The organism is Mycolicibacterium doricum (genome assembly GCF_010728155.1).
In the GTDB taxonomy this organism is placed as follows: Bacteria; Actinomycetota; Actinomycetes; order Mycobacteriales; family Mycobacteriaceae; genus Mycobacterium; species Mycobacterium doricum.
In genome coordinates, this window is sequence record NZ_AP022605.1 from 1602842 (window position 1) to 1624312 (window position 21471).

Annotated in this window: 21 protein-coding genes; 18 read left to right on the plus strand and 3 right to left on the minus strand. The window is 69.1% G+C overall.

Translation table 11 applies throughout. The features are described from left to right. Positions 1-10: 10 nt before the first annotated feature. Positions 11-1786 (plus strand): aspartate--tRNA ligase, encoded by a 1776-nt coding sequence (gene aspS / locus G6N07_RS08035; RefSeq protein ID WP_085190791.1) that lies wholly within the window; start codon positions 11-13, stop codon positions 1784-1786. 1 nt (position 1787) lies between these two features. On the opposite strand, the gene G6N07_RS08040 is transcribed toward aspS, so the two are convergent. Next, entirely contained in the window at positions 1788-1988 is a 201-nt protein-coding gene (locus tag G6N07_RS08040) for a hypothetical protein (RefSeq protein WP_163784139.1), read from the minus strand. A 22-nt stretch (positions 1989-2010) separates the two neighbouring features. On the opposite strand from G6N07_RS08040, the gene G6N07_RS08045 reads away from it, so the two are divergent. From G6N07_RS08045 to G6N07_RS08075, 7 genes are all read left to right on the plus strand, one after another. Next, positions 2011-2937, plus strand: a complete 927-nt coding sequence (locus tag G6N07_RS08045; RefSeq protein ID WP_085190789.1) for a DUF389 domain-containing protein — start codon at positions 2011-2013, stop codon at positions 2935-2937. 34 nt (positions 2938-2971) lie between these two features. Beyond that, positions 2972-3280 carry a transglutaminase family protein gene (locus tag G6N07_RS08050; RefSeq protein WP_085190787.1) on the plus strand — a complete coding sequence of 103 codons (309 nt, stop codon included), beginning with the start codon at positions 2972-2974 and terminating at the stop codon, positions 3278-3280. Continuing rightward, complete coding sequence (locus G6N07_RS08055; RefSeq protein WP_085190786.1) at positions 3280-5934, plus strand: circularly permuted type 2 ATP-grasp protein; 2655 nt, start codon at positions 3280-3282, stop codon at positions 5932-5934. Before G6N07_RS08050 ends, G6N07_RS08055 begins: the two co-directional genes overlap by 1 nt. Beyond that, positions 5931-6860, plus strand: coding sequence for a transglutaminase family protein (locus G6N07_RS08060; RefSeq protein WP_085190784.1), 930 nt, complete (start codon positions 5931-5933; stop codon positions 6858-6860). The genes G6N07_RS08055 and G6N07_RS08060 overlap by 4 nt, the downstream gene beginning before the upstream one ends. Continuing rightward, entirely contained in the window at positions 6860-7936 is a 1077-nt protein-coding gene (locus G6N07_RS08065) for a zinc-binding metallopeptidase family protein (protein ID WP_085191140.1), read from the plus strand. The genes G6N07_RS08060 and G6N07_RS08065 overlap by 1 nt, the downstream gene beginning before the upstream one ends. A gap of 72 nt (positions 7937-8008) precedes the next feature. Continuing rightward, the gene (locus tag G6N07_RS08070) at positions 8009-8851 is read left to right on the plus strand and encodes a DUF3097 domain-containing protein (protein WP_085190782.1); all 843 of its coding nucleotides are present in this window, start codon (positions 8009-8011) and stop codon (positions 8849-8851) included. Positions 8852-8868: 17 nt separating this feature from the next. Beyond that, complete coding sequence (locus G6N07_RS08075; protein ID WP_085190780.1) at positions 8869-10209, plus strand: replication-associated recombination protein A; 1341 nt, start codon at positions 8869-8871, stop codon at positions 10207-10209. Positions 10210-10376: 167 nt separating this feature from the next. Here the strand turns inward: G6N07_RS08075 and G6N07_RS08080 are convergent, their stop codons facing one another. Further along, entirely contained in the window at positions 10377-10997 is a 621-nt protein-coding gene (locus G6N07_RS08080; RefSeq protein ID WP_085190778.1) for an antibiotic biosynthesis monooxygenase, read from the minus strand. A 118-nt stretch (positions 10998-11115) separates the two neighbouring features. On the opposite strand from G6N07_RS08080, the gene G6N07_RS08085 reads away from it, so the two are divergent. The 10 genes from G6N07_RS08085 to aroQ all read left to right on the plus strand — a co-directional run bounded on the left by G6N07_RS08085 (position 11116) and on the right by aroQ (position 20928). Continuing rightward, complete coding sequence (locus tag G6N07_RS08085; protein WP_085190776.1) at positions 11116-11529, plus strand: secondary thiamine-phosphate synthase enzyme YjbQ; 414 nt, start codon at positions 11116-11118, stop codon at positions 11527-11529. 88 nt (positions 11530-11617) lie between these two features. Next, complete coding sequence (gene alaS / locus G6N07_RS08090) at positions 11618-14311, plus strand: alanine--tRNA ligase (protein ID WP_085191137.1); 2694 nt, start codon at positions 11618-11620, stop codon at positions 14309-14311. A 4-nt stretch (positions 14312-14315) separates the two neighbouring features. Then, positions 14316-14822 (plus strand): Holliday junction resolvase RuvX, encoded by a 507-nt coding sequence (gene ruvX / locus G6N07_RS08095; protein WP_085191138.1) that lies wholly within the window; start codon positions 14316-14318, stop codon positions 14820-14822. Beyond that, positions 14815-16062, plus strand: coding sequence for an endolytic transglycosylase MltG (locus G6N07_RS08100; protein ID WP_085190774.1), 1248 nt, complete (start codon positions 14815-14817; stop codon positions 16060-16062). Before ruvX ends, G6N07_RS08100 begins: the two co-directional genes overlap by 8 nt. Next, on the plus strand, positions 16040-16855 hold the full coding sequence (locus tag G6N07_RS08105) for a shikimate dehydrogenase (RefSeq protein ID WP_085190772.1): 816 nt from the start codon (positions 16040-16042) through the stop codon (positions 16853-16855). Before G6N07_RS08100 ends, G6N07_RS08105 begins: the two co-directional genes overlap by 23 nt. Positions 16856-16879: 24 nt before the next feature. After that, positions 16880-17281, plus strand: a complete 402-nt coding sequence (locus tag G6N07_RS08110) for a prepilin peptidase (RefSeq protein WP_085191135.1) — start codon at positions 16880-16882, stop codon at positions 17279-17281. A 131-nt stretch (positions 17282-17412) separates the two neighbouring features. Beyond that, the gene (gene aroC / locus G6N07_RS08115) at positions 17413-18627 is read left to right on the plus strand and encodes a chorismate synthase (protein ID WP_085191133.1); all 1215 of its coding nucleotides are present in this window, start codon (positions 17413-17415) and stop codon (positions 18625-18627) included. Then, positions 18627-19370 carry a shikimate kinase gene (locus G6N07_RS08120; protein ID WP_085190771.1) on the plus strand — a complete coding sequence of 248 codons (744 nt, stop codon included), beginning with the start codon at positions 18627-18629 and terminating at the stop codon, positions 19368-19370. Before aroC ends, G6N07_RS08120 begins: the two co-directional genes overlap by 1 nt. Continuing rightward, entirely contained in the window at positions 19367-20449 is a 1083-nt protein-coding gene (gene aroB / locus G6N07_RS08125) for a 3-dehydroquinate synthase (protein ID WP_085190769.1), read from the plus strand. The genes G6N07_RS08120 and aroB overlap by 4 nt, the downstream gene beginning before the upstream one ends. Beyond that, positions 20446-20928 (plus strand): type II 3-dehydroquinate dehydratase, encoded by a 483-nt coding sequence (gene aroQ / locus G6N07_RS08130; RefSeq protein ID WP_085190767.1) that lies wholly within the window; start codon positions 20446-20448, stop codon positions 20926-20928. Before aroB ends, aroQ begins: the two co-directional genes overlap by 4 nt. Here the strand turns inward: aroQ and G6N07_RS08135 are convergent. After that, complete coding sequence (locus G6N07_RS08135) at positions 20880-21467, minus strand: B-4DMT family transporter (protein ID WP_085190765.1); 588 nt, start codon at positions 21465-21467, stop codon at positions 20880-20882. The two genes, aroQ and G6N07_RS08135, sit on opposite strands and share 49 nt — an antisense overlap. Positions 21468-21471: the final 4 nt, after the last annotated feature.

Below are 21471 nucleotides of genomic sequence, written 5' to 3' on the forward strand. Positions count from 1 at the left end.
GGAGCTCTTTGTGCTGCGCAGTCATGCCGCCGGATCGCTGCGACCCGCCGCTGCCGGTCAGAAAGTGACGCTGGCCGGATGGGTGGCGCGTCGCCGCGACCACGGTGGCGTCATCTTCATCGATCTGCGCGACGCGTCCGGGGTATCTCAAGTGGTATTCCGCGAAGGCGCGGTCCTCGAGGCGGCTCACCGATTACGGGCCGAGTTCTGTGTGGCCGTCGAAGGCGTCGTGGAGGTCCGTCCGGAGGGCAACGAGAATCCCGAGATCCCGACCGGTGGCATCGAGGTGAACGCCACCACGCTGACGGTGCTGGGTGAGAGCGCCCCGCTGCCGTTCCAGCTCGACGACGAGGCCGGTGAGGAAGCCCGGCTGAAGTACCGCTACCTCGACCTACGCCGGGACGGCCCCGGCAACGCCATCCGATTGCGGTCGAAGGTGAACGCTGCCGCCCGCGAGGTGCTGGCGCGTCACGACTTCGTCGAGATCGAGACGCCGACGATGACGCGGTCCACCCCTGAGGGGGCGCGTGACTTCCTGGTCCCCGCGCGTCTGCAACCAGGGTCGTTCTACGCGCTGCCGCAGAGCCCGCAGCTGTTCAAGCAACTGCTCATGGTCGCGGGCATGGAGCGGTACTACCAGATCGCGCGTTGCTATCGCGACGAGGATTTCCGCGCCGACCGCCAGCCCGAGTTCACCCAGCTCGACATGGAGATGAGCTTCGTCGACGCCGACGACGTCATCGCGGTGTCCGAAGAGATCCTCAAGGCGCTGTGGGCGTTGATCGGCCATGATCTGCCCACGCCGCTGCCACGCATCACCTACGCCGAGGCGATGCGCCGATTCGGTTCCGACAAACCCGATCTGCGGTTCGGCCTCGAACTCGTCGAGTGCAAGGACTTCTTCGCCGACACCACCTTTCGGGTGTTCCAGGCGCCCTACGTCGGTGCCGTCGTGATGCCCGGCGGGGCGTCGCAGCCGCGCCGAACGCTCGACGGCTGGCAGGAGTGGGCCAAGCAGCGCGGCGCCAAGGGACTGGCCTACGTGCTGGTCGGTGACGACGGCACGCTTGGCGGCCCGGTCGCCAAGAACCTCACCGACGCCGAACGCGACGGCCTGGCCTCCCACGTCGGCGCCAACCCGGGTGACTGCATCTTCTTCGCGGCCGGGCCGGTCAAGTCGTCGCGGGCCCTGCTCGGTGCGGCCCGCATCGAGATCGCCAGGCGCCTCGACGTGATCGACCCGAACGCATGGGCGTTCACGTGGGTGGTCGACTGGCCGCTGTTCGAGATGGCCGAGGAGGCGACCGCGGCGGGTGACGTGGCGGTCGGCTCCGGAGCGTGGACGGCGGTGCACCACGCGTTCACCGCGCCCCAGCCGCAATCTCAGGACGACTTCGACACCGACCCCGGAAGCGCTCTGGCCGACGCCTACGACATCGTCTGCAACGGAAACGAGATCGGCGGCGGTTCGATCCGTATCCATCGCCGTGACGTCCAGGAGCGCGTGTTCGCGATGATGGGCATCGAGCACGACGAGGCGCAGGAGAAGTTCGGCTTCCTGTTGGACGCCTTCACGTTCGGTGCACCGCCACACGGCGGTATCGCCTTCGGTTGGGACCGGATCACCGCGCTGCTCGCCGGGATGGACTCGATCCGCGAAGTGATCGCGTTCCCGAAGTCCGGCGGCGGCACCGATCCGCTGACCGGTGCGCCTGCGCCGATCACTCCCCAGCAGCGCAGGGAATCGGGAATCGACGCCATACCCTCGAAGTGGCACCCAGCATGACTCAGCAAGACCAGAACAATCGTTGCCGAGCCAGGCGCCACCCGAGGATTCCGACCAGGCCATCGTCGAGGAGGTTCGGCGCCAACGGGGTGCCGTCGGCTGGTCGTACCCCGGCCCGCCGATAGATCCCGGTGTGGGTGCACTGAATGCCGGTGTCCGGGAGTCGCTGCGCGACGTCTCCGACACCCGACCAGGTTGCCACGTCCAAGAAGCTACCCTCAGGCGTGCTGCATCTGCGGGTGATCGCGCCACCCGACCTGTGCGAGCCGGTCCTGGACCTGCTGGCCGAAAATCCCGGCGTCGTGCACCTGGTCTTCCATCGCGACGCCGCGATCGACCCGCGCGGCCACGAGATCACCGCCGATATCGCCCGCGAGTCGGCCAACGAGGTGGTCGACGGGCTCAAGTCCCTCGGTGTCAGGGACCGCGGCGCGATCACGCTCGATGTCGTGGATACGGTGCTGTCGGTTCGGGCCTACCGCGCCGAGGACGAGGCCGACGGGGATCCCGCCGATGCGGTGGTATGGGATGAACTCGCCGCCCGCACCCGCGAAGAGTCCACGCTGAACCTCACCTTTGTCTCCTTCCTCACTCTGGCGTGCATGATCGCCGCAGTCGGCGTGGTCGCCGATTCGCCGGTCACCGTGGTCGGCGCCATGGTCGTCGGACCGGAATTCGGCCCGCTGGCCGCGCTCGCGGTCTCGCTGGTGCGCCGCCGAACACACCTGGCACGGCGCGCACTGGCCGCTCTGCTCATCGGCTTCCCGATCGCGATGGCCGTCACCGCGCTGGCGGTACTGGCCGGCGAGGGGGTCGGCTGGATCAAGCTGGCCAGCACCCGAGACCTCGACGAGGTCGATTTCATCTTCCAGGTGGGACCGCTCTCCCTGGTCGTCGCGCTGCTGGCGGGCGCGGCCGGGATGCTGTCGTTGGTCTCGGCGAAGTCGGCTGCGCTTGTAGGTGTGTTCATCTCCGTGACGACGGTGCCCGCGGCAGGTTTCGCCGTGGTGGCGGCCACGGTAGGCGACTGGGATGTCGCCGCGCAGTCGGCCGCCCAACTCTCGATCAACCTCGTTGGGATCGTGTCCGCCGGCGTGTTGGTGCTGTGGATCCGCAGGTGCGCCGACTGCCGCCACCACGAGCAGGACTGATCGTCACGAAAAATGCGCTCCTGTACATCATGTGATGGGATCAGCGCATGGGACGATCACCGTCGAGGGACACGTCCGGTCGGAGATCGTCGACACCGCCGCCGGCGCCTCCCGCGGCGGCTGCAACGTCCCTGTCGCCCACACCGGCCGCCGGCCCTACGACACCCTGTCCGTAGACGCCGTGGAAGCCGGATCGCGGCGGGGGTGCCAAGTTGAGTTCTCTCGGTCCACTCCTGGCCGCATCGACGTCGTGAACCCGGGGGATAAGCAGGCCGGCCAGTCGACCGACGTGGGAGCGCCAGTAACCCCAGACCTGGGCCGGGTGCGTACGGTGCTGCGGTGATGGTCCTGTCTGCCCAGGGGGCACCCGGACGCGGTGACGTCGACGGTGTGCTCGCCGATTACCGCGCCGCCCGCGCCCAGCACGCGTTGTTCGACGTGCGGGGCGGTGCCGGCTCCGGGTACGACGAGTTCGTCGACGAGGCGGGCCAGATCAGGCCCGCCTGGCGGGAGCTGGCGCAGTGCGTCGTCGAACGCGGTCGCGGCGGGCTCGACCAGTTGCGGGCGGTCGTGCGCAGCCTGGTCGACAACGACGGCATCACCTACATCCACGTCGACCAGCACGGCGATGCGGTCACCGACGACGACGCCGTAGCCGGTCCGTGGCGCCTCGACGGGCTTCCCTTGGTGGTCTCCGCCGACGACTGGGACCTCCTGGAATCTGGTCTTGTGCAACGCTCCAGGCTGCTCGACGCGGTGCTGACCGACCTCTACGGCCCGCAGCGGTCGATCACCAGCGGGGTGCTGCCGCCGCAACTGGTGTTCGCCAACCCGGGCTACCTCCGCGCGGCCCGCGGCATCGAGATTCCCGGCCGTCGACAGCTCTTCCTGCATGGATGCGATGTGAGCCGCACGGCCGACGGCTCGTTCACCGTCAACGCAGACTGGACCCAGGCACCTTCCGGCGCGGGTTACGCGCTGGCAGACCGCCGCGTGGTCGCCCACGCCGTCCCGGAACTGTACGAACAGCTCGGACCGCGGCCGGCGTCACCGTGGGCCGAGGCGCTGCGCCTGGCGCTGATCGACGCGGCGCCGGAATCGGCCGAGGACCCCGTCGTCGTGGTGCTCAGCCCGGGCATCCACTCCGAGACCGCGTTCGACCAGGCCTACCTCGCGAGCGTGCTGGGCTTCCCGTTGGTGGAGGGCCCGGACCTGGTGGTGCGCGAGGGCGCGCTGTGGATGCGTTCGCTCGGCACCCTCAGGCGGGTCGACGTGGTGCTGCGGCGAGTGGACGCCGACTACGCCGACCCCCTCGACCTGCGGGCCGACTCCCGCCTCGGGGTGGTCGGCCTGGTCGAGGTGTTGCGGCGCGGCACGGTCACGGTGGTCAACACCCTCGGCAGCGGCGTTCTCGAGAACCCTGGGCTGCTGCGGTTCCTGCCTGAGCTCGCCGCGGAGCTGCTCGGGGAAACGCCGGTGCTCGCCACCGCGCCGGTCTACTGGGGCGGCATCGAGCTGGAACGCTCACATCTGTTGAGCAACGCCGGGTCGCTGTTACTCACGCCGGTGACCGGCGGGGACACCATCGTCGGGCCGGCGTTGTCGCGACGCCAGCGCGACGACGTCGTCGCGCGCATCGACGCGGCCCCATGGCAGTGGGTCGGCCGGGAACTGCCGCAGTTCTCCTCGGCGCCGACCGTCCACCGCAGCGGCGGGCTGTCGGCGGCTGACGTCGGCATGCGGCTGTTCACGGTGGCGCAGCGCGGCGGATACGCGCCGATGGTGGGCGGCCTCGGCTACCTCCTGGCTCCCGGCAACGACTCGTATACGTTGGACACCGTTGCGGCCAAAGATGTCTGGGTCCGAAGGCCGGCCCGCGTCACCGCCGAGCGGATCGTGCCCGCCGAGCCCGCCGTCGTGGCATCCCGGGCACCGGTCGTCCCCCACCGCGCCCACGAGGTCAGCTCCCCACGTGTGCTGTCGGATCTGTTCTGGCTGGGCCGTTACGCCGAGCGCGCCGAGTACACCGCCCGGCTGCTCGACGTCACCCGCGAGCGCTATCACGAATACCGCTACCGCCAAGGGATGGAAGCAAGCGCATGCGTCCCGGTGCTGCTCGCCGCGCTCGGTCGGCTCACCGGCACCGACGCCGGTGCCGGTGGTGACGACGCCGAGATGATCGCGATCGCCCCGACCACCCTGTGGGCTGTCACCGCAGACCGCCACCGCGCCGGATCCCTGGCCCAGTCCATCGAACGGCTGGGGCTGGCGGCTCGGGCGGTGCGCGACCAATTGTCGAACGACACGTGGATGGTGCTCTCCGCCGTCGAACGTGCTGTGCTGCGGCCCTCGTCCGCGCCGCCGGAGTCGAAGACCGAAGGCGATACCTACCTGGCCTCCGCGCACAGCGCGACGCTGGCCGGGATGCTGGCGCTGTCCGGTGTGGCGGCCGAGTCGATGATCCGCGACGCCGGCTGGACGATGATGGACATCGGCAAGCGCATCGAGCGCGGCCTCGGACTCGCCGCGTTGCTGAGCGCCACACTCGTCGAGGCACGCAGCCCGGAGGCCGAGCAGACGATCACCGAATCGACGTTGGTGGCGTGCGAGTCCTCGGTCACCTACCGGCGGCGCATGCTCGGTACGGTCAGAGTTGCCGCCGTGGCCGACCTTCTGCTATTCGACGCGGGGAATCCGCGATCGCTGGTCCACCAGTTCGACCGGCTGCGGGACGGTTTGCGGGCACTGCCGGGGACATCGGGGGCATCGCGTCCGGAGCGGCTCGTCGACGACCTCGCCACCCGGTTGCGCCGCGTCGAGCCGGCCGACCTCGAATACGTCTCGGCCGACGGTCGACGGGTCGAACTGGCCCAGTTGCTCGACGGCGTGCAGCGCGATCTGTCTGCGCTGTCGGCCGTCATCACCGCGACACACCTGTCCCTGCCCGGCGGTATGCAGCCGTTGTGGGGACCGGCCTTACGCCGGATGGTCCCGTGAGCTCCGATCTCACCCAGGGCACCGCGGGCACCCGCACCTACCGGATCACCCACCGCACGGTGTACCGATATTCCGATGTGGTCACCAACAGCTACGGGCGTGGCTTCCTCACCCCGAGGGATTCAGCGCGCCAGCGTTGCCTGAGCCACGACGTGCTGATCGACCCCGAAGCCGCCGACAGCTCGACCAGTCGAGACACGTACGGCAACCTCAGCTCGTATTTCCATGTCACCAGACGCCATCGCACGCTGAGCGTCACCAGCAGATCCGTGGTGGAAGTGGATCCTCCGTCGGACACCGTCCACAGGGGCGGATCGGCCAGGGCGCCGTGGGAGATCGCCCGGCCGGTAGGCCCCGACGGCGCACTGGCCACCGAGTTCATGCTCGACCTGCGGCCACCCGAGATCACCGCGGCCGTACGCGACTATGCCGCACCGAGTTTCACGCCAGGTCGGCCGCTGATCGAGGTGCTGCGCGACCTCAGCTCGCGGATCCACCGCGACTTCGCCTACCGATCCGGGTCCACCACCGTGTCCACCAGAGTGAACGAGGTTTTGGCCGCGCGCGAAGGGGTATGCCAGGACTTCGCCCGGCTGGCTGCCGCCTGCCTGCGCGCGAACGGTCTAGCCGCCAGCTACGTCTCGGGCTACCTGGCGACGGATCCCCCTCCCGGAAAGGAGCGCATGGTGGGCATCGATGCGACGCATGCCTGGACGTCGGTCTGGACACCGCACAACCAGTGGCTCGGGCTCGATCCCACCAACGACCAGATGGAGGACGAGCGGTACATCGTGGTGGGCATCGGCCGCGACTACGCCGACGTCCCGCCGCTGCGAGGGGTCATCTACACCGACTCCGACAGCAGCGAGATCGAGGTGTCCGTCGACGTCGCACCCGTCGAATCCGTGGGCGGGGGACTGTGCTGATGCGGGACTTCAACTGTCCCAACTGCGGTCAGCGGCTGGCGTTCGAGAACTCGCTGTGCCTCAATTGCGGGAGCGCGCTGGGGTTCTCACTCGACGACATGGCACTGTTGGTGATCGCCCCGCCGAAGGAGAGCGACCACGCTGGCGCGGTATCGGCACGGCAGTACCGGTTGTGCGCCAACATGCATCTCGCGCAGTGCAACTGGCTCGTGGAGAAGGGGCCGGTCGCCCAGCTGTGTGAGGCCTGCGCGCTGACCCGCACGCGGCCCAACGACGCCGACACCAAGGCGCTGGCGGCCTTCGCCCTCGCCGAACGGGCGAAACGCCGACTGATCGCCGAACTGCACCAGCTCAAACTGCCCGTCATCGGCCGTGACCAGGATCCCGACTACGGGCTCGCCTTCGACCTGCTGTCGAGCGAGAACGAGAAGGTGTTCACCGGACACGCCAACGGGGTGATCACCCTGGACCTCGCCGAGGGCGACGACGTGCACCGCGAACAGCTGCGCATCGCGATGGACGAGCCGTACCGGACGCTGCTCGGCCATTTCCGCCACGAGATCGGGCACTACTACTTCTACCGCCTTGTCGGCCCGTCGCCGAGCTACCTCGCCGCGTTCACCGACCTGTTCGGCGACCCCGACCTGGACTACCAGCAGGCGCTGGACCGCCACTACAGCGAGGGCGTCCCCGCGGGGTGGGAGGAGCACTACGTCTCCTCGTACGCCACCATGCACCCAGCCGAGGACTGGGCCGAGACGTTCGCCCACTATCTGCACATCCGTGACACGCTGGACACCGCCGCGGCGTTCGGCTTCGCGCCGGCCGGAGCCACCTTCGAACGACGGGTGCTCGGTCCCAGCGGGTTCGACACCATCATCGAGATGTGGCTGCCGCTGTCGTGGGCGCTGAACATGGTCAACCGGTCGATGGGCCACGACGACCTCTACCCGTTCGTGCTGCCGCCGCCGGTACTCGACAAGATGCGGTTCATCCACAACGTCATCGACGAGGTCACCGCGGATCCGACCAAACTCGCCAGCTCCACCGCGTCCCGGCAACAGCAGCAGGCCTAATCGGCGCAACGGTGGAGCAACACGCGGGCAGATGTTCGGCGCAGAACCCGTCGGCGTCCCTACGATCACCCGGTGACCGATCGCTACGGCCCCGACGTGCTGGCCCGCAATCCCCATGCGATCACACGCGTGCGCTCCACCGAACAGCCCGTGCAGCCGGGGATGGTGGTCGAGGACGCGCAATCCGGGTATGTCGGCGCGGTGGTCCGCGTCGAAACCGGGCGCGTCGAGCTGGAAGACCGCCACGGCAGGGTGCGGGCGTTCCCGCTCGGTCCCGGATTCCTGCTCGACGGGCGGCCGGTCATCCTGACGACGCTGCGCCGTGCGCCGGCGCCGGCGGCGCGCACAGCCTCCGGTTCGGTGGCGGTGGTGGGCGCCCGCGCGAAGGTGGCACTGGCGAGTCGCATCTACGTCGAAGGCCGGCACGACGCCGATCTCGTCGAGCAGGTGTGGGGTGACGATCTGCGGGTCGAGGGCGTGGTGGTCGAGCACCTCGGCGGCGTGGACGACCTCGCCGCGATCGTCGAGGGCTTCCGTCCCGCCGCAGGCCGCCGCCTCGGTGTGCTGGTCGACCACCTCGTCACCGGCTCGAAGGAGTCGCGCATCGCCGATGCCGTCCGGCGGGGGTCCTACGGTGCGCACACCCTGGTCGTCGGACACCCCTACATCGACATCTGGCAGGCGGTGAAGCCGGCGCGGCTCGGCATCGGGGCCTGGCCGGTGGTGCCGCGGGGTGTGGACTGGAAGCACGGCGTGTGCGCCGCGCTGGGCTGGCCGCACGGCACCCAGGCCGACATCGCCCGGGCGTGGCAACGCATCCGCGGCAACGTCCGGAACTGGACGGATCTGGAGCCCGAACTCATCGGACGCGTCGAGGAGCTCATCGATTTCGTCACGGCGCCGCCGTCGCCGTGACGTGGTAAGCACGAGGCGTGTCCGACTCGCTGTTCGATCTGCCGGCTGACGGCCCCGGCGCACTGACGGCGGGCGCACCGGTGTCCGCGCCGTTGGCGGTGCGGATGCGTCCCGCTCGCCTCGACGAGGTGGTCGGTCAGCAACACCTGCTGAAGCCGAATTCGCCGCTGCGCCGCCTGGTCGAGGGGTCCGGCGCCGCGTCGGTGATCCTGTACGGCCCGCCCGGCACCGGGAAGACCACGCTGGCCTCGCTGATCTCGCAGGCGACCGGACGCCGGTTCGAGGCTCTCTCGGCATTGTCAGCCGGGGTCAAGGAAGTCCGTGCGGTGATCGACAAGGCCCGCCAGGGCCTGCTCCACGGACACCAGACCGTGCTCTTCATCGACGAGGTGCACCGGTTCTCCAAGACCCAGCAGGACGCGTTGCTGGCGGCGGTGGAGAACCGCATCGTGCTGCTAGTGGCGGCGACGACGGAGAACCCGTCATTCTCGGTGGTGGCCCCGCTGCTGTCCCGGTCGCTGATCCTGCAGTTGCAGCCGCTGACACCGGAAAACATTGCCGCGGTCGTCCGCCGCGCGGTGGCCGATCCGCGGGGACTCCACGGCAGTGTCGAGGTCAGCGATGACGCGGTGGAGATGATTGTGCAGTTGTCGGCAGGCGACGCACGCCGGGCCCTCACCGCCTTGGAGGTGGCCGCCGAATCGGCCGCGGCGGCCCACGGCCGGGTGACGGTCGACATCGTCGAACAGTCACTGGACAAGGCAGCGGTGCGCTACGACCGTGACGGCGACCAGCACTACGACGTCGTCAGTGCCTTCATCAAATCTGTCCGCGGATCCGACGTCGACGCCGCGCTGCACTATCTCGCGCGGATGCTGGTGGCGGGGGAGGATCCCCGGTTCATTGCGCGCCGGCTGATGATCCTCGCCAGCGAGGACATCGGCATGGCCGACCCCACGGCGCTGCCCATCGCCGTCGCGGCCGCCCAGACCGTGCAGCTCATCGGAATGCCGGAGGCGCAACTCACCTTGGCCCACGCCACCGTATACCTCGCCACCGCCGCGAAGTCCAACGCGGTCACCACCGCGCTCGGGGCGGCGATGAACGACGTCCGCAACGGCAAGGCCGGTCAGGTGCCCGCACACCTGCGCGACGGCCACTATTCCGGTGCCGCCGAACTCGGTAACGCAGTCGGCTATGTCTACGCCCACGACCATCCCGACGGTGTTGTACCACAACAGTATCCGCCCGCTGAGCTGGTGGGCGTGGACTACTACCGCCCCACCGGCCGCGGTGCCGAACGGGAAATCAGCGGTCGCCTCGACCGGCTGCGGGCAATCATCCGAAAACGGGGCTGACCAAATTCTTGACTCACACGGCACACATCTAGCGGTTGTGGTGAATAAAAGCCTCTATCAAAATTGCGGTTCACCGATGGCCAGTGGGAGGTCGACGAACAGTTGGATCGAGCGTTCACCGCGCTGGCCGATCCGGTGAGCAAACGCCTGCGTCGATCCCCTATGGGTCACGCCATCTCGGGAACCCGCAGGCTGGCGATCACCAACTCGAACTCACCGACGTCGAGCTGGTCGGCGCCCAAATCGCGCAAACGCGCGGTGCGCAGCGAGCGGGCCTGGTCCCGAGTGCGGTTCATCGCTCCCATGGAATCAAACGACACCGAGGAGACCGCCCGCGCCGAGGTGCGGTCGATCATCAGGCTTGCGCTGCAGTACCCTTCGAGTTCCTCGATCGAGGGCAGCACCTCGGAGCGATAGAACGCCACTACCTGATCGAACTGCTCGGGACGGGCGCTCAACCACGTCGCCCGCACCCCGGCCCCGGCTCCGGCCCGATGGTCGCGGTGCAGCACCGCTATCTCCCACTCATCGACCACCGGCGCGCCACCGAACACGTCGGCGGCGCGCTCGCGCACCGGCTGGACTCGCTCTGCGGCGGCGCTCATCGCTTCGGCCGACTCCCAGGCGGTGGTCGTGATGCAGCGGCAGGATTCGCGCTCCACCAGGAGGGACAGCCCGACGCAACCGTCGATGTCCCGCAGGACCGGCATCACCTCGTTGCGAATATGACCGATGCCGGCATCTACCGCGTCAGGTCGCGCCTCAATGGTGGTTGTGCGTGCGAACACAGCCTCACCCCCTTCGGGTGACGGGGCAGCGCCCCGGTGGCGCCACCGGTTCACCTCTCACTATGCTCCGCCGAATCAGGCCGGGCAATGGCCTACCCGCGGCTCGTACGCTGGCGTCATGGACACCGACCTCCTCGACGTCGACACCTCCCGGCGCCGCATCGTCGACCTCACCGACGCCGTCCGGTCGTTCTGCGGACAGCGCCGCTCTGGGGGCCGGTCCGGCCTGTGCAACGTGTTTGTGCCGCACGCCACCGCCGGTGTTGCGCTCATCGAGACCGGGTCCGGATCCGACGACGACCTGCTCGACACGCTCGAGCGGTTGCTCCCGCGCGACGATCGGTACCGCCACGCTCACGGCTCACCGGGACACGGCGCCGACCATGTGTTGCCCGCGTTGATCTCACCTTCGGTCACGGTCCCCGTGCGGGACGGGGAACCGCTTCTCGGTACCTGGCAGAGTGTCGTGCTCGTCGACCTCAACAGGGACAATCCCCGTCGCTCCGTGAGGTTGAGCTTCCTCGGCGCATGACCCGCGATCGTCGTGGTGACGGCGCGAAGACCGCGGCGGGTACTGTAGATCGGTCGAATTACCCGACCTGATGAAGGATGCCTCAGACGTGCAGACACACGAGATCAGGAAGCGCTTCCTCGATCACTTCGTGAAAGCTGGGCACACCGAGGTGCCGAGCGCCTCGGTGATCCTCGACGACCCCAACCTGCTGTTCGTCAACGCCGGCATGGTGCAGTTCGTCCCCTACTTCCTCGGCCAGCGCACGCCACCCTGGGATCGTGCGGTCAGCGTGCAGAAGTGCATCCGGACGCCGGACATCGACGAGGTGGGCATCACGACCCGGCACAACACCTTCTTCCAGATGGCAGGCAACTTCTCGTTCGGCGACTACTTCAAGAAGGGCGCGATCGAGTTCGCGTGGACCCTGCTGACCAACCCTGTCGAGCAGGGCGGCTACGGGTTCGACCCCGAAAAGCTCTGGGCGACAGTATACCTCGACGATGACGAGGCGATCCGGCTCTGGCAGGAGGTGGCCGGGCTGCCGCTGGAACGGATCCAGCGCCGGGGGATGGCCGACAACTACTGGTCCATGGGCATTCCAGGGCCCTGCGGCCCGTCCTCGGAGATCTACGTCGATCGCGGTCCGCAGTACGGGATCGAGGGTGGACCCGAAGCCAACGAGGACCGCTACATCGAGATCTGGAATCTCGTGTTCATGCAGAACGAGCGCGGGGAGGGCACCTCGAAAGAGGACTTCGAGATCCTCGGACCGTTGCCGCGCAAGAACATCGACACCGGGATGGGTGTCGAGCGAGTGGCGTGTCTGCTCCAGAACGTGGACAACGTCTACGAGACCGACCTGTTGCGTCCCGTCATCGACCTGGTCGCCGGCATCGCGCCGCGCGGCTACGGCCAGGGCAACCACACCGACGACGTGCGCTACCGCATCATCGCCGACCACTGCCGCACGGCCGCGGTCATCATCGGGGATGGTGTCAGCCCGGGTAACGAGGGCCGCGGCTACGTACTGCGCCGCCTGCTGCGCCGCATCGTCCGCGCCGCCAAGCTGCTCGGTGTCGACCAGCCGGTGATGGCCGAGCTGATGGTCACGGTGCGCGACGCGATGAGCCCCTCGTACCCGGAACTGGGCACGGACTTCGATCGCATCCAGCGCATCGCCGTCGCCGAGGAGACCGCGTTTAACCGGACGCTCGCCTCCGGGTCGCGGCTGTTCGAGGACGCCGCCCGCGCCACGAAGTCGTCCGGTGCCGCCGTGCTGTCGGGATCCGACGCGTTCACCCTGCACGACACGTACGGTTTCCCGATCGAACTGACCCTCGAGATGGCCGCCGAAGCCGGTCTGTCGGTCGACGAAGAAGGCTTCCGCGGGCTGATGGCCGAGCAGCGGCAGCGCGCCAAGGCCGACGCCGCCGCCCGTAAACAGGCGCACGCCGACCTGACCGCCTACCGCGACCTGGTCGACACTCATCCGACCGAGTTCACCGGATTCGACGAACTGACCACCGAGGCCCGCATCCTCGGAATCTTCGTCGACGGCCGGCGCGTTCCCGTCGCCGGGCACGACACCGTCACCGCCGGGCACCGCATCGAACTGGTCCTCGACCGCAGCCCCTTCTACGCCGAATCCGGCGGCCAGATCGCCGACGAGGGCACCATCACCGGCACCGGCGCGTCCGAGACGGCCAAGGCCGCGGTGTCGGATGTGCAGAAGATCGCCAAAACCCTGTGGGTACACCGAGTCACCGTGGAATCCGGTGAATTCGTCGAAGGTGACACGGTGGTGGCGGCGGTCGACCCGCGCTGGCGGCACGGCGCCACCCAGGGTCACTCGGGCACCCACATGGTGCACGCCGCGCTACGGCAAGTCCTTGGCCCGAACGCCGTGCAGGCCGGTTCCCTCAACCGGCCCGGCTACCTGCGTTTCGACTTCAACTGGCAAGGCCCCCTCACCGAGCAACAGCGCACCCAGATCGAAGAGGTGACCAACGAGGCCGTCGAGGCTGACTTCGAAGTGCACAGTTTCACGACGGACCTCGAGCGGGCCAAGTCGATGGGCGCGATGGCACTCTTCGGCGAGGCCTACCCCGACGAGGTGCGGGTGGTCGAGATCGGCGGTCCGTTCTCGCTGGAACTGTGTGGCGGCACCCATGTGCGTAGCTCCGCCCAGATCGGGCCTGTGACCATCCTCGGGGAATCCTCGATCGGGTCAGGCGTGCGCCGGGTCGAGGCCTACGTCGGCCTGGACTCGTTCCGCCACCTGGCCAAGGAGCGTGCGCTGATGGCCGGGCTCGCCTCGTCGCTCAGGGTGCCGTCCGAGGAAGTCCCGGCGCGGGTGGCCGGGTTGGTCGAGCGATTGCGGGCGGCAGAGAAGGAACTCGACCGCCTTAGGTTGGCGAATGCGCGTGCGGCGGCCGTCAACGCTGTCGCGGGTGCCGAGCTTGTCGGTAAGGTCCGACTCGTGGCGCAGCGGATGGCCGGCGGAATGTCGGCGGGCGATCTGCGCACACTCGTCGGCGACATCCGCGGCAAGCTGGGCAGCGACCCGGCCGTCGTCACGCTGATCGCCGAAGGCGAGAACGACACCGTGCCTTTTGTGGTGGCCGTCAACCCGGCCGCCCAGGATCTGGGGATACGCGCCGACGAACTGGTCAAACGGCTCGGCGCAGCGGTCAACGGCCGTGGGGGCGGCAAGGCAGATCTCGCGCAGGGTTCCGGTAAGGGGGCGGCGGGCATCGACGCGGCATTGGCCGCGTTGCGTGCCGAGATCGACAGGAGCTGACGTGGTGACCGACAGCGACCACCGCCTCCCCGACCGCCCGGGAGAGGGCGACCCGGGCCGCGGACGGCGAATCGGAATCGACGTCGGTAGCGTACGGATCGGCGTCGCCGCCAGTGACCCGGACGGTCTGCTGGCCACCCCGGTGGAGACCGTGCGCCGGGACCGATCGGATCGCCACATTCGCCGGCTGGCACAACTGGCGACCGAACTGCAGGCCGTCGAGGTCGTCGTGGGGTTGCCGAGGACGCTGGCCGACCGGACCGGACCGGCCGCGCACGACGCCATCGAGGTCGCCGCGGCGCTGGCCCGGCGGATCGCACCGGTCCCGGTACGCATGGCAGACGAACGGCTCACCACCGTTTCCGCGCAGCGTTCGCTGCGCGAGGCCGGTGTCCGCGCCAAAGGGCAGCGGGCGATGATCGACCAGGTTGCGGCGGTGGGCATCTTGCAGAGCTGGCTGGACCAGCGGCGCGCGGCACTGGCCGCGCCCGGAGAGGGCGGGCATGGCTGAGCACTGGCGTCACGAGCGTGCGGAACCCGTGGCGGTGGGACCACCACGGCGCGGCATGAGCCGCTCGGAGCGGATGCGTCTGGAGCGCAGTCGCAGGAAGCGCCGGATGGCCGGGGCGGTGTCTCTCGCGCTGCTGGTCGTCGTCGTGATCGGCGTGGTGTTCCTGGGTTCCACGCTGTGGCACAAGATGTTCGGCGCTAGCGGCAACGACTTCGCCGGCGAGGGTCTCAACGACGTGGTGATCCAGGTGCACGACGGCGACTCGACGACGGCGATCGGCCAGACGTTGCACGACAACAACGTCGTGGCGACGGTCAAGGCGTTCGTCGACGCCGCGGAGCGCAACTCCGGGATGACGGCAATCCAGCCCGGCTTCTACAAGGTCCGTACCGAGATCCCTGCTGCCAACGCCGTCGAACGGCTCACCGACCCGCAGAGCCGCGTCGGCAAGCTGGTGATTCCCGAGGGCCGCCAGCTCGACGACGTGTCCGACGTCAAGACCAACGCCGTCACCGAGGGCATCTTCACGCTCATCTCGAAAGCCACCTGCGTGAACCTCGACGGCCAACAACAGTGTGTGCCGGTGGAAGAGCTCAAGCGGGTCGCGGAGACGGCGGCGCCCTCGGTGCTGGGCGTCCCCGAATGGGCGGTGCAACCCGTCGCCGCGATGGGCGCCGACCATCGCCGCCTCGAGGGCTTGATCGCGCCGGGCAGCTGGAACATCGATCCGTCGGCCGCGCCGCAGGAGACCCTCGCGACGCTGATCCGGTCGAGCGCCAGCCAGTACGCGCACAGCGGCCTACTCGAAACCGCCACCGCGATGAACCTCTCGCCGTATCAGGTCCTCACAGTGGCCTCACTGGTGCAGCGCGAGTCCAAGCCGGAGGACTTTGCAAAGGTCGCCCGCGTGATCTACAACCGGTTGGCCGAGAACCGCACCCTCGAGTTCGACTCCACGGTGAACTATCCCTTGGACCGCATCGAGGTCGCCACCACAGACGGCGACCGCGGCCAGCTGACCCCGTGGAACACCTATGTGCAGCCCGGGCTGCCCGCCACCCCGATCTGTTCGCCGAGCAAGCCGGCGCTTCTGGCGGCCGAGCAGCCCGCGGAGGGGGACTGGCTCTACTTCGTCACCATCGACCTGCAGGGCACCACCCTGTTCACCCGGGATTACAACGAGCACCTGACCAACATCGAACTGGCGCAGCGCAACGGTGTCCTCGACAGTGCCAGGTAGGCGTAAGGCCGCCGTCCTCGGGTCACCGATCGCCCACTCGCGCTCACCGCAACTGCACCTGGCGGCGTACCGCGCGTTGGGCCTTACCGACTGGACCTACGAGCGCATCGAGTGCACCGCCGACCAACTTCCCGGGCTCGTCGGCGGGTTCGGCCCGGAGTGGGTCGGGGTCTCGGTGACGATGCCGGGCAAGTTCGCCGCACTGCATGTCGCCGACGAACGCACCGACCGCGCTGAGTTGGTCGGGTCGGCCAACACCCTGGTGCGCACACCCAACGGGTGGCGGGCCGACAACACCGATGTCGACGGTGTCTCCGGCGCGCTCGGCGCGGTCGACGGACCGGCGATCGTGGTCGGCTCGGGCGGGACGGCCCCGGCCGCCGTGGTGGCGCTGGCCGCGCTCGGTGCCGCCCACCTCACGATCGCCGCCCGCAACCCGGACAGGGCGGCGCCGTTGGTCGACCTCGCGCACCGTGTCGGTGTCGGTGCGCAGTGGTGCGACCTGGGCGCCCCCGCCCTGGCTGACCTTGCGGCAGCCTGTGGTGCGGTCGTCAGCACCGTCCCCGCTGACGTGGCCGAGCGATACGCGGGGGCGCTGGCCCGCACCCCGGTACTGCTCGACGCCGTCTACGATCCGTGGCCGACGCCGTTGGCAGCGGCGGTGCATGCCGCGGGCGGCCGGGTGGTCAGCGGACTGGACATGCTGCTGCACCAGGCGGTCGCGCAGGTCGAACAGTTCACCGGCCGGCCGGCCCCGAAAGAGGTGATGAGGGCGGCACTGCAGAGCGCTTAGCCTCGATTCGTGGCGGCGGTCGTCGTGGTGGTGTGGCTCTCGGCGTTGACCCTCTACGACATCCGCTGGCGGCGGCTGCCGAACTGGCTGACCCTGCCCGGCGCCGCGATGATGCTGATCGGCGCGGCAGTCGCCGGCCTGGGGGCGCCCGCCGCTCTCGGCGCCGCCGCACTGTTCGCGATCTACGCCGTCACGCATCTGCTGGCGCCTGCGGCGATGGGGGCCGGGGACGCGAAACTCGCGCTCGGGGTCGGCGGATTGACCGGCGCCTTCGGGATCGACGTGTGGCTGCTCGCCGCGTTCACCGCGCCGATGCTCACCGCGCTGTGGGCGCTGGTGTCAGTCGCGCGGCGAGAGCGCCCAGTGCCGCACGGGCCGTCGATGTGTGCGGCCAGTGCGGCCGCTGTCGCCGTGGTGCTGATATGAGCGCCGACTGCCCGTTGTCATACGTGCGCCGACGGCGTCCACCGCACCGGCGCCGTCATGGTGGAATTCAGAGTCACGCCACGGGTTGGCGGATTTAGCCGCGCCCGACGCGCCATGGGAAGATGGGACCCGTGTTGCGTTGGACCACTGCCGGTGAATCCCATGGCCGCGCGCTCGTGGCTGTGCTCGAGGGCATGGTCGCGGGCGTCTCGGTGACGACCGAGGACATCGGCGCTCAGCTGAAGCGCCGCCGGCTCGGCTACGGCCGCGGTGCGCGCATGAAGTTCGAGCAGGACGAGATCACGATGCTTGGTGGTGTCCGGCACGGCGTCACGCTCGGCGGTCCGATCGCGATCCAGATCGGCAACACGGAGTGGCCCAAGTGGGAGATGGTGATGGCCGCCGACCCCGTCGACCCCGCCGAACTCGTCGAGACCGCCCGCAACGCCCCGCTGACACGGCCGCGGCCCGGCCACGCCGACTACGCCGGCATGCTCAAGTACGGGTTCGACGACGCCCGACCGGTGCTCGAGCGGGCCAGTGCCCGCGAAACTGCCGCACGCGTCGCCGCGGGCACCGTCGCGCGCGCCTTCCTGCGCCAGGTGCTCGGCGTCGAGGTGGTCTCCCACGTCATCTCCATCGGGGCGTCGACTCCCTACGTCGGTCCGCCGCCGGCACCGGCCGATCTGGCGGCGATCGATGACAGCCCGGTGCGGGCCTTCGACGAGGCGGCCGAGAAGTCGATGATCGCCGAGATCGAAGCGGCCAAACGCGACGGTGACACGCTCGGCGGTGTCGTCGAAGTCGTGGTGTCCGGGCTGCCGGTCGGCCTGGGATCGTTCACCAGCGGGGACGACCGCCTCGACAGTCAGCTGGCCGCGGCGGTGATGGGCATTCAGGCCATCAAGGGCGTCGAGATCGGCGACGGCTTCGAAACCGCACGGCGGCGCGGCAGCGTCGCGCACGACGAGATCCACCCGGGGCCCGACGGCATCGAACGGTGGACCAACCGGGCCGGCGGGCTGGAGGGCGGTATGACCAACGGTCAACCGCTCCGGGTCCGCGCTGCCATGAAACCCATCTCGACGGTTCCGCGCGCACTGGCGACCGTGGACATGTCGACCGGCGAGGAAGCCGTCGCCATCCACCAGCGCTCCGACGTCTGCGCGGTTCCCGCCGCGGGGGTCGTCGTCGAGACGATGGTGGCGCTCGTCGTCGCGCGGGCAGCCCTGCGCAAATTCGGGGGCGACTCGCTGACCGAGACCAGGACCAACGTGGAGTCCTACCTGCGGGCCGTCGCCGCACGCCAACCGGCCACCGCGCAGCCGGCGCAGGCGTCGGGCTGATGGCGCCGCGGGCGGTACTGGTCGGCCTGCCCGGTTCGGGTAAGTCGACCATCGGCCGTCGCCTCGCCAAGGCGCTGGGGCTGACGCTGCTCGACACCGACGCCGCCATCGAGGGCGTCACGGGACGCACGATCGCCGACATCTTCGGCACCGACGGTGAGCAGGAGTTCCGTCGCATCGAGGAAGAGGTCGTCCGCTCGGCGCTGCAGACCCACGATGGGGTGCTCTCGCTCGGCGGCGGGGCCGTCACCACCCCCGGTGTGCGTGACGCGCTGGCCGGGCACACGGTGATCTACCTCGAGATTAGCGCCGCCGAAGGTGTGCGCCGCACCGGCGGCAGCACCGTGCGGCCGCTGCTGGCCGGACCCGACCGCGCCGAGAAGTACCAGGCTCTGCTGGACGCGCGTGTCCCGCTGTACCGGCGGGTGGCCACCATGCGGGTGAACACGAACCGCCGTAACCCCGGGGCGGTGGTCCGCCACATCGTCGCCCGGCTGGAGAAGTCGTCCGCACACCCGCCGGCGAACAAATCCGCGACTGCCGTGCAGAACCGGCCACGTCGCCGTCGTCGCCCACCGTGGCGCAGGGACGCCACGAAGGAACAGCAGCAATCCGACGCCCCACCGACGCCGGCGATGATGGCCGCCTGCCGCGTGGAGCGGACACCGGACCCGGACAGGGCAACGACGTTGGAGAAGAAAACGACGTTGGAGAAGAACACGACCTTGGAGAAGAACACGTGACAGCGCCGGTCACCGTCGACGTGCTGGTCGACCCGCCGTACCCGGTGACCATCGGCACCGGCCTGCTCGGTGACCTCGGCCGCCTGCTCGAGGGCAGGCACAAGGTGGCGATCCTGCATCAGCCGACGCTCGCGGTGACTGCTGAAGCCGTTCGAAGGCACTTGGCGGATGCGGGAATCGATGCTCACCGCATCGAGATCCCGGACGCCGAAGCCGGCAAGGAGCTGCCGGTGGTGGGATTCATCTGGGAGGTGCTCGGCCGGATCGGGGTGGGGCGTAAGGACGCAATTGTCAGCCTCGGCGGGGGAGCGGCCACCGACGTGGCCGGATTCGCCGCGGCGACCTGGTTGCGCGGAATCGACATCGTCCACGTCCCGACCACACTGCTCGGCATGGTCGACGCCGCGGTCGGCGGCAAGACCGGCATCAACACCGATGCCGGAAAGAACCTGGTCGGCGCCTTCCACCAGCCCGCCGCCGTGCTGATCGACCTCGCGACGCTGCAGACCTTGCCCCGCAACGAGATCGTCGCCGGCATGGCCGAGATCGTCAAAGCCGGGTTCATCGCGGACCCGCACATCCTCGATCTCATCGAAGCCGATCCCGAAGCTGCCCTCGATCCGTCGAAAGACGTCCTGGCGGAACTCATCCGGCGATCGGTAGCGGTCAAGGCGGAAGTGGTCGCGGCCGACGAGAAGGAATCGGCGCTGCGGGAGATCCTCAACTACGGGCACACCCTGGCCCACGCGATCGAGCGCCGCGAGCGCTACCAGTGGCGCCACGGCGCGGCGGTGTCCGTCGGCCTGGTGTTCGCCGCCGAACTCGGCCGTCTCGCTGGCCGTCTGGACGACCAGACCGCCGACCGGCACCGGTCGGTCCTCGAAGCGCTGGGACTCCCGGTCTGCTATGACCCCGACGCGCTGCCGCAACTACTGGAGTACATGGTGGGCGACAAGAAGACCCGCTCCGGGATGCTGCGGTTCGTGGTGCTCGACGGGCTCGCCAAACCGGGTCGGCTCGAGGGCCCAGACCCGTCCCTGCTCACCGCGGCCTACTCGGTGGTGGGAGCGACGCGGTGAGCGCCACGTCGACCGTCAACGTGATCAACGGGCCGAACCTGGGCCGGCTGGGACGCCGTGAACCCGCCGTCTACGGCAACACCACCCATGCTGATCTGGTGTCGATGATCGAGCAGGAGGCCGCCGGTCTGGGGCTGAGTGTCTCGGTACGGCAGAGCGACAGCGAAGCCGAACTGATCGGCTGGATCCACGCGGCCGCCGACGCCGGCGAACCGGTCGTGCTCAACGCGGGGGCCCTGACCCATACGTCGATCGCGCTCCGCGATGCGTGCGCCGAACTGGGCGCACCGTTGATCGAGGTGCACATGTCGAATGTGCACCGCCGAGAGGAGTTCCGGCACTACTCATACCTGAGCGCGGTCGCCACGGGGGTGATCGTCGGCCTGGGCGTGCAGGGCTACCTGCTGGCGTTACGCTACCTTGCCAGCGCTCAGAGACGGTTCTCCGGCGGTGTCGCCGGCTCGGTTCCGCCGCCCTGAGAGGTCATCGGAGTGTTGTGTTGCGCCGTCGGATCACCGTGTCCGCCCGGGCGCACCGCGGCGAAGACGTCGGTGTCGGCGCGGTCGTCCTCACCAGCGCGGCGGCGCGGCACGTCGGGCGCTTTGCGGTCGACGAGCCAGCGCCCCACCGTCACCCCGAGGATCGCGAGAACGAACGTCAACAACGCGGTGAACGCCGCCACCGTGGTGAGCTCGTTGAGCGGCCCCTCGACGTAGACGTCCTCGTAGAACATGCTGATCAGCCACGCGACGAACCCGCTCACGATGCCGGCGAACAGACCGGTCAGCAGCCACGTCATCGCCAGATCCGCGCGGCGTTCCGGATCGGGGTTGCGTCGCGCGTCCCGACGGCCGTCGATGATCCCCCACGCGAGCGCCGCGAGCGCGTACATCGACACGAGGACCAGGCTGATCGTCGCCGCCCTGGTCTCCCACGCGTTGATCATCGCTCCCTGCAGCAATCGGACGATCACCATCAGGGCCGCGAACACCAGTCCGCGCAGTAACCACTTGCTCATGGCG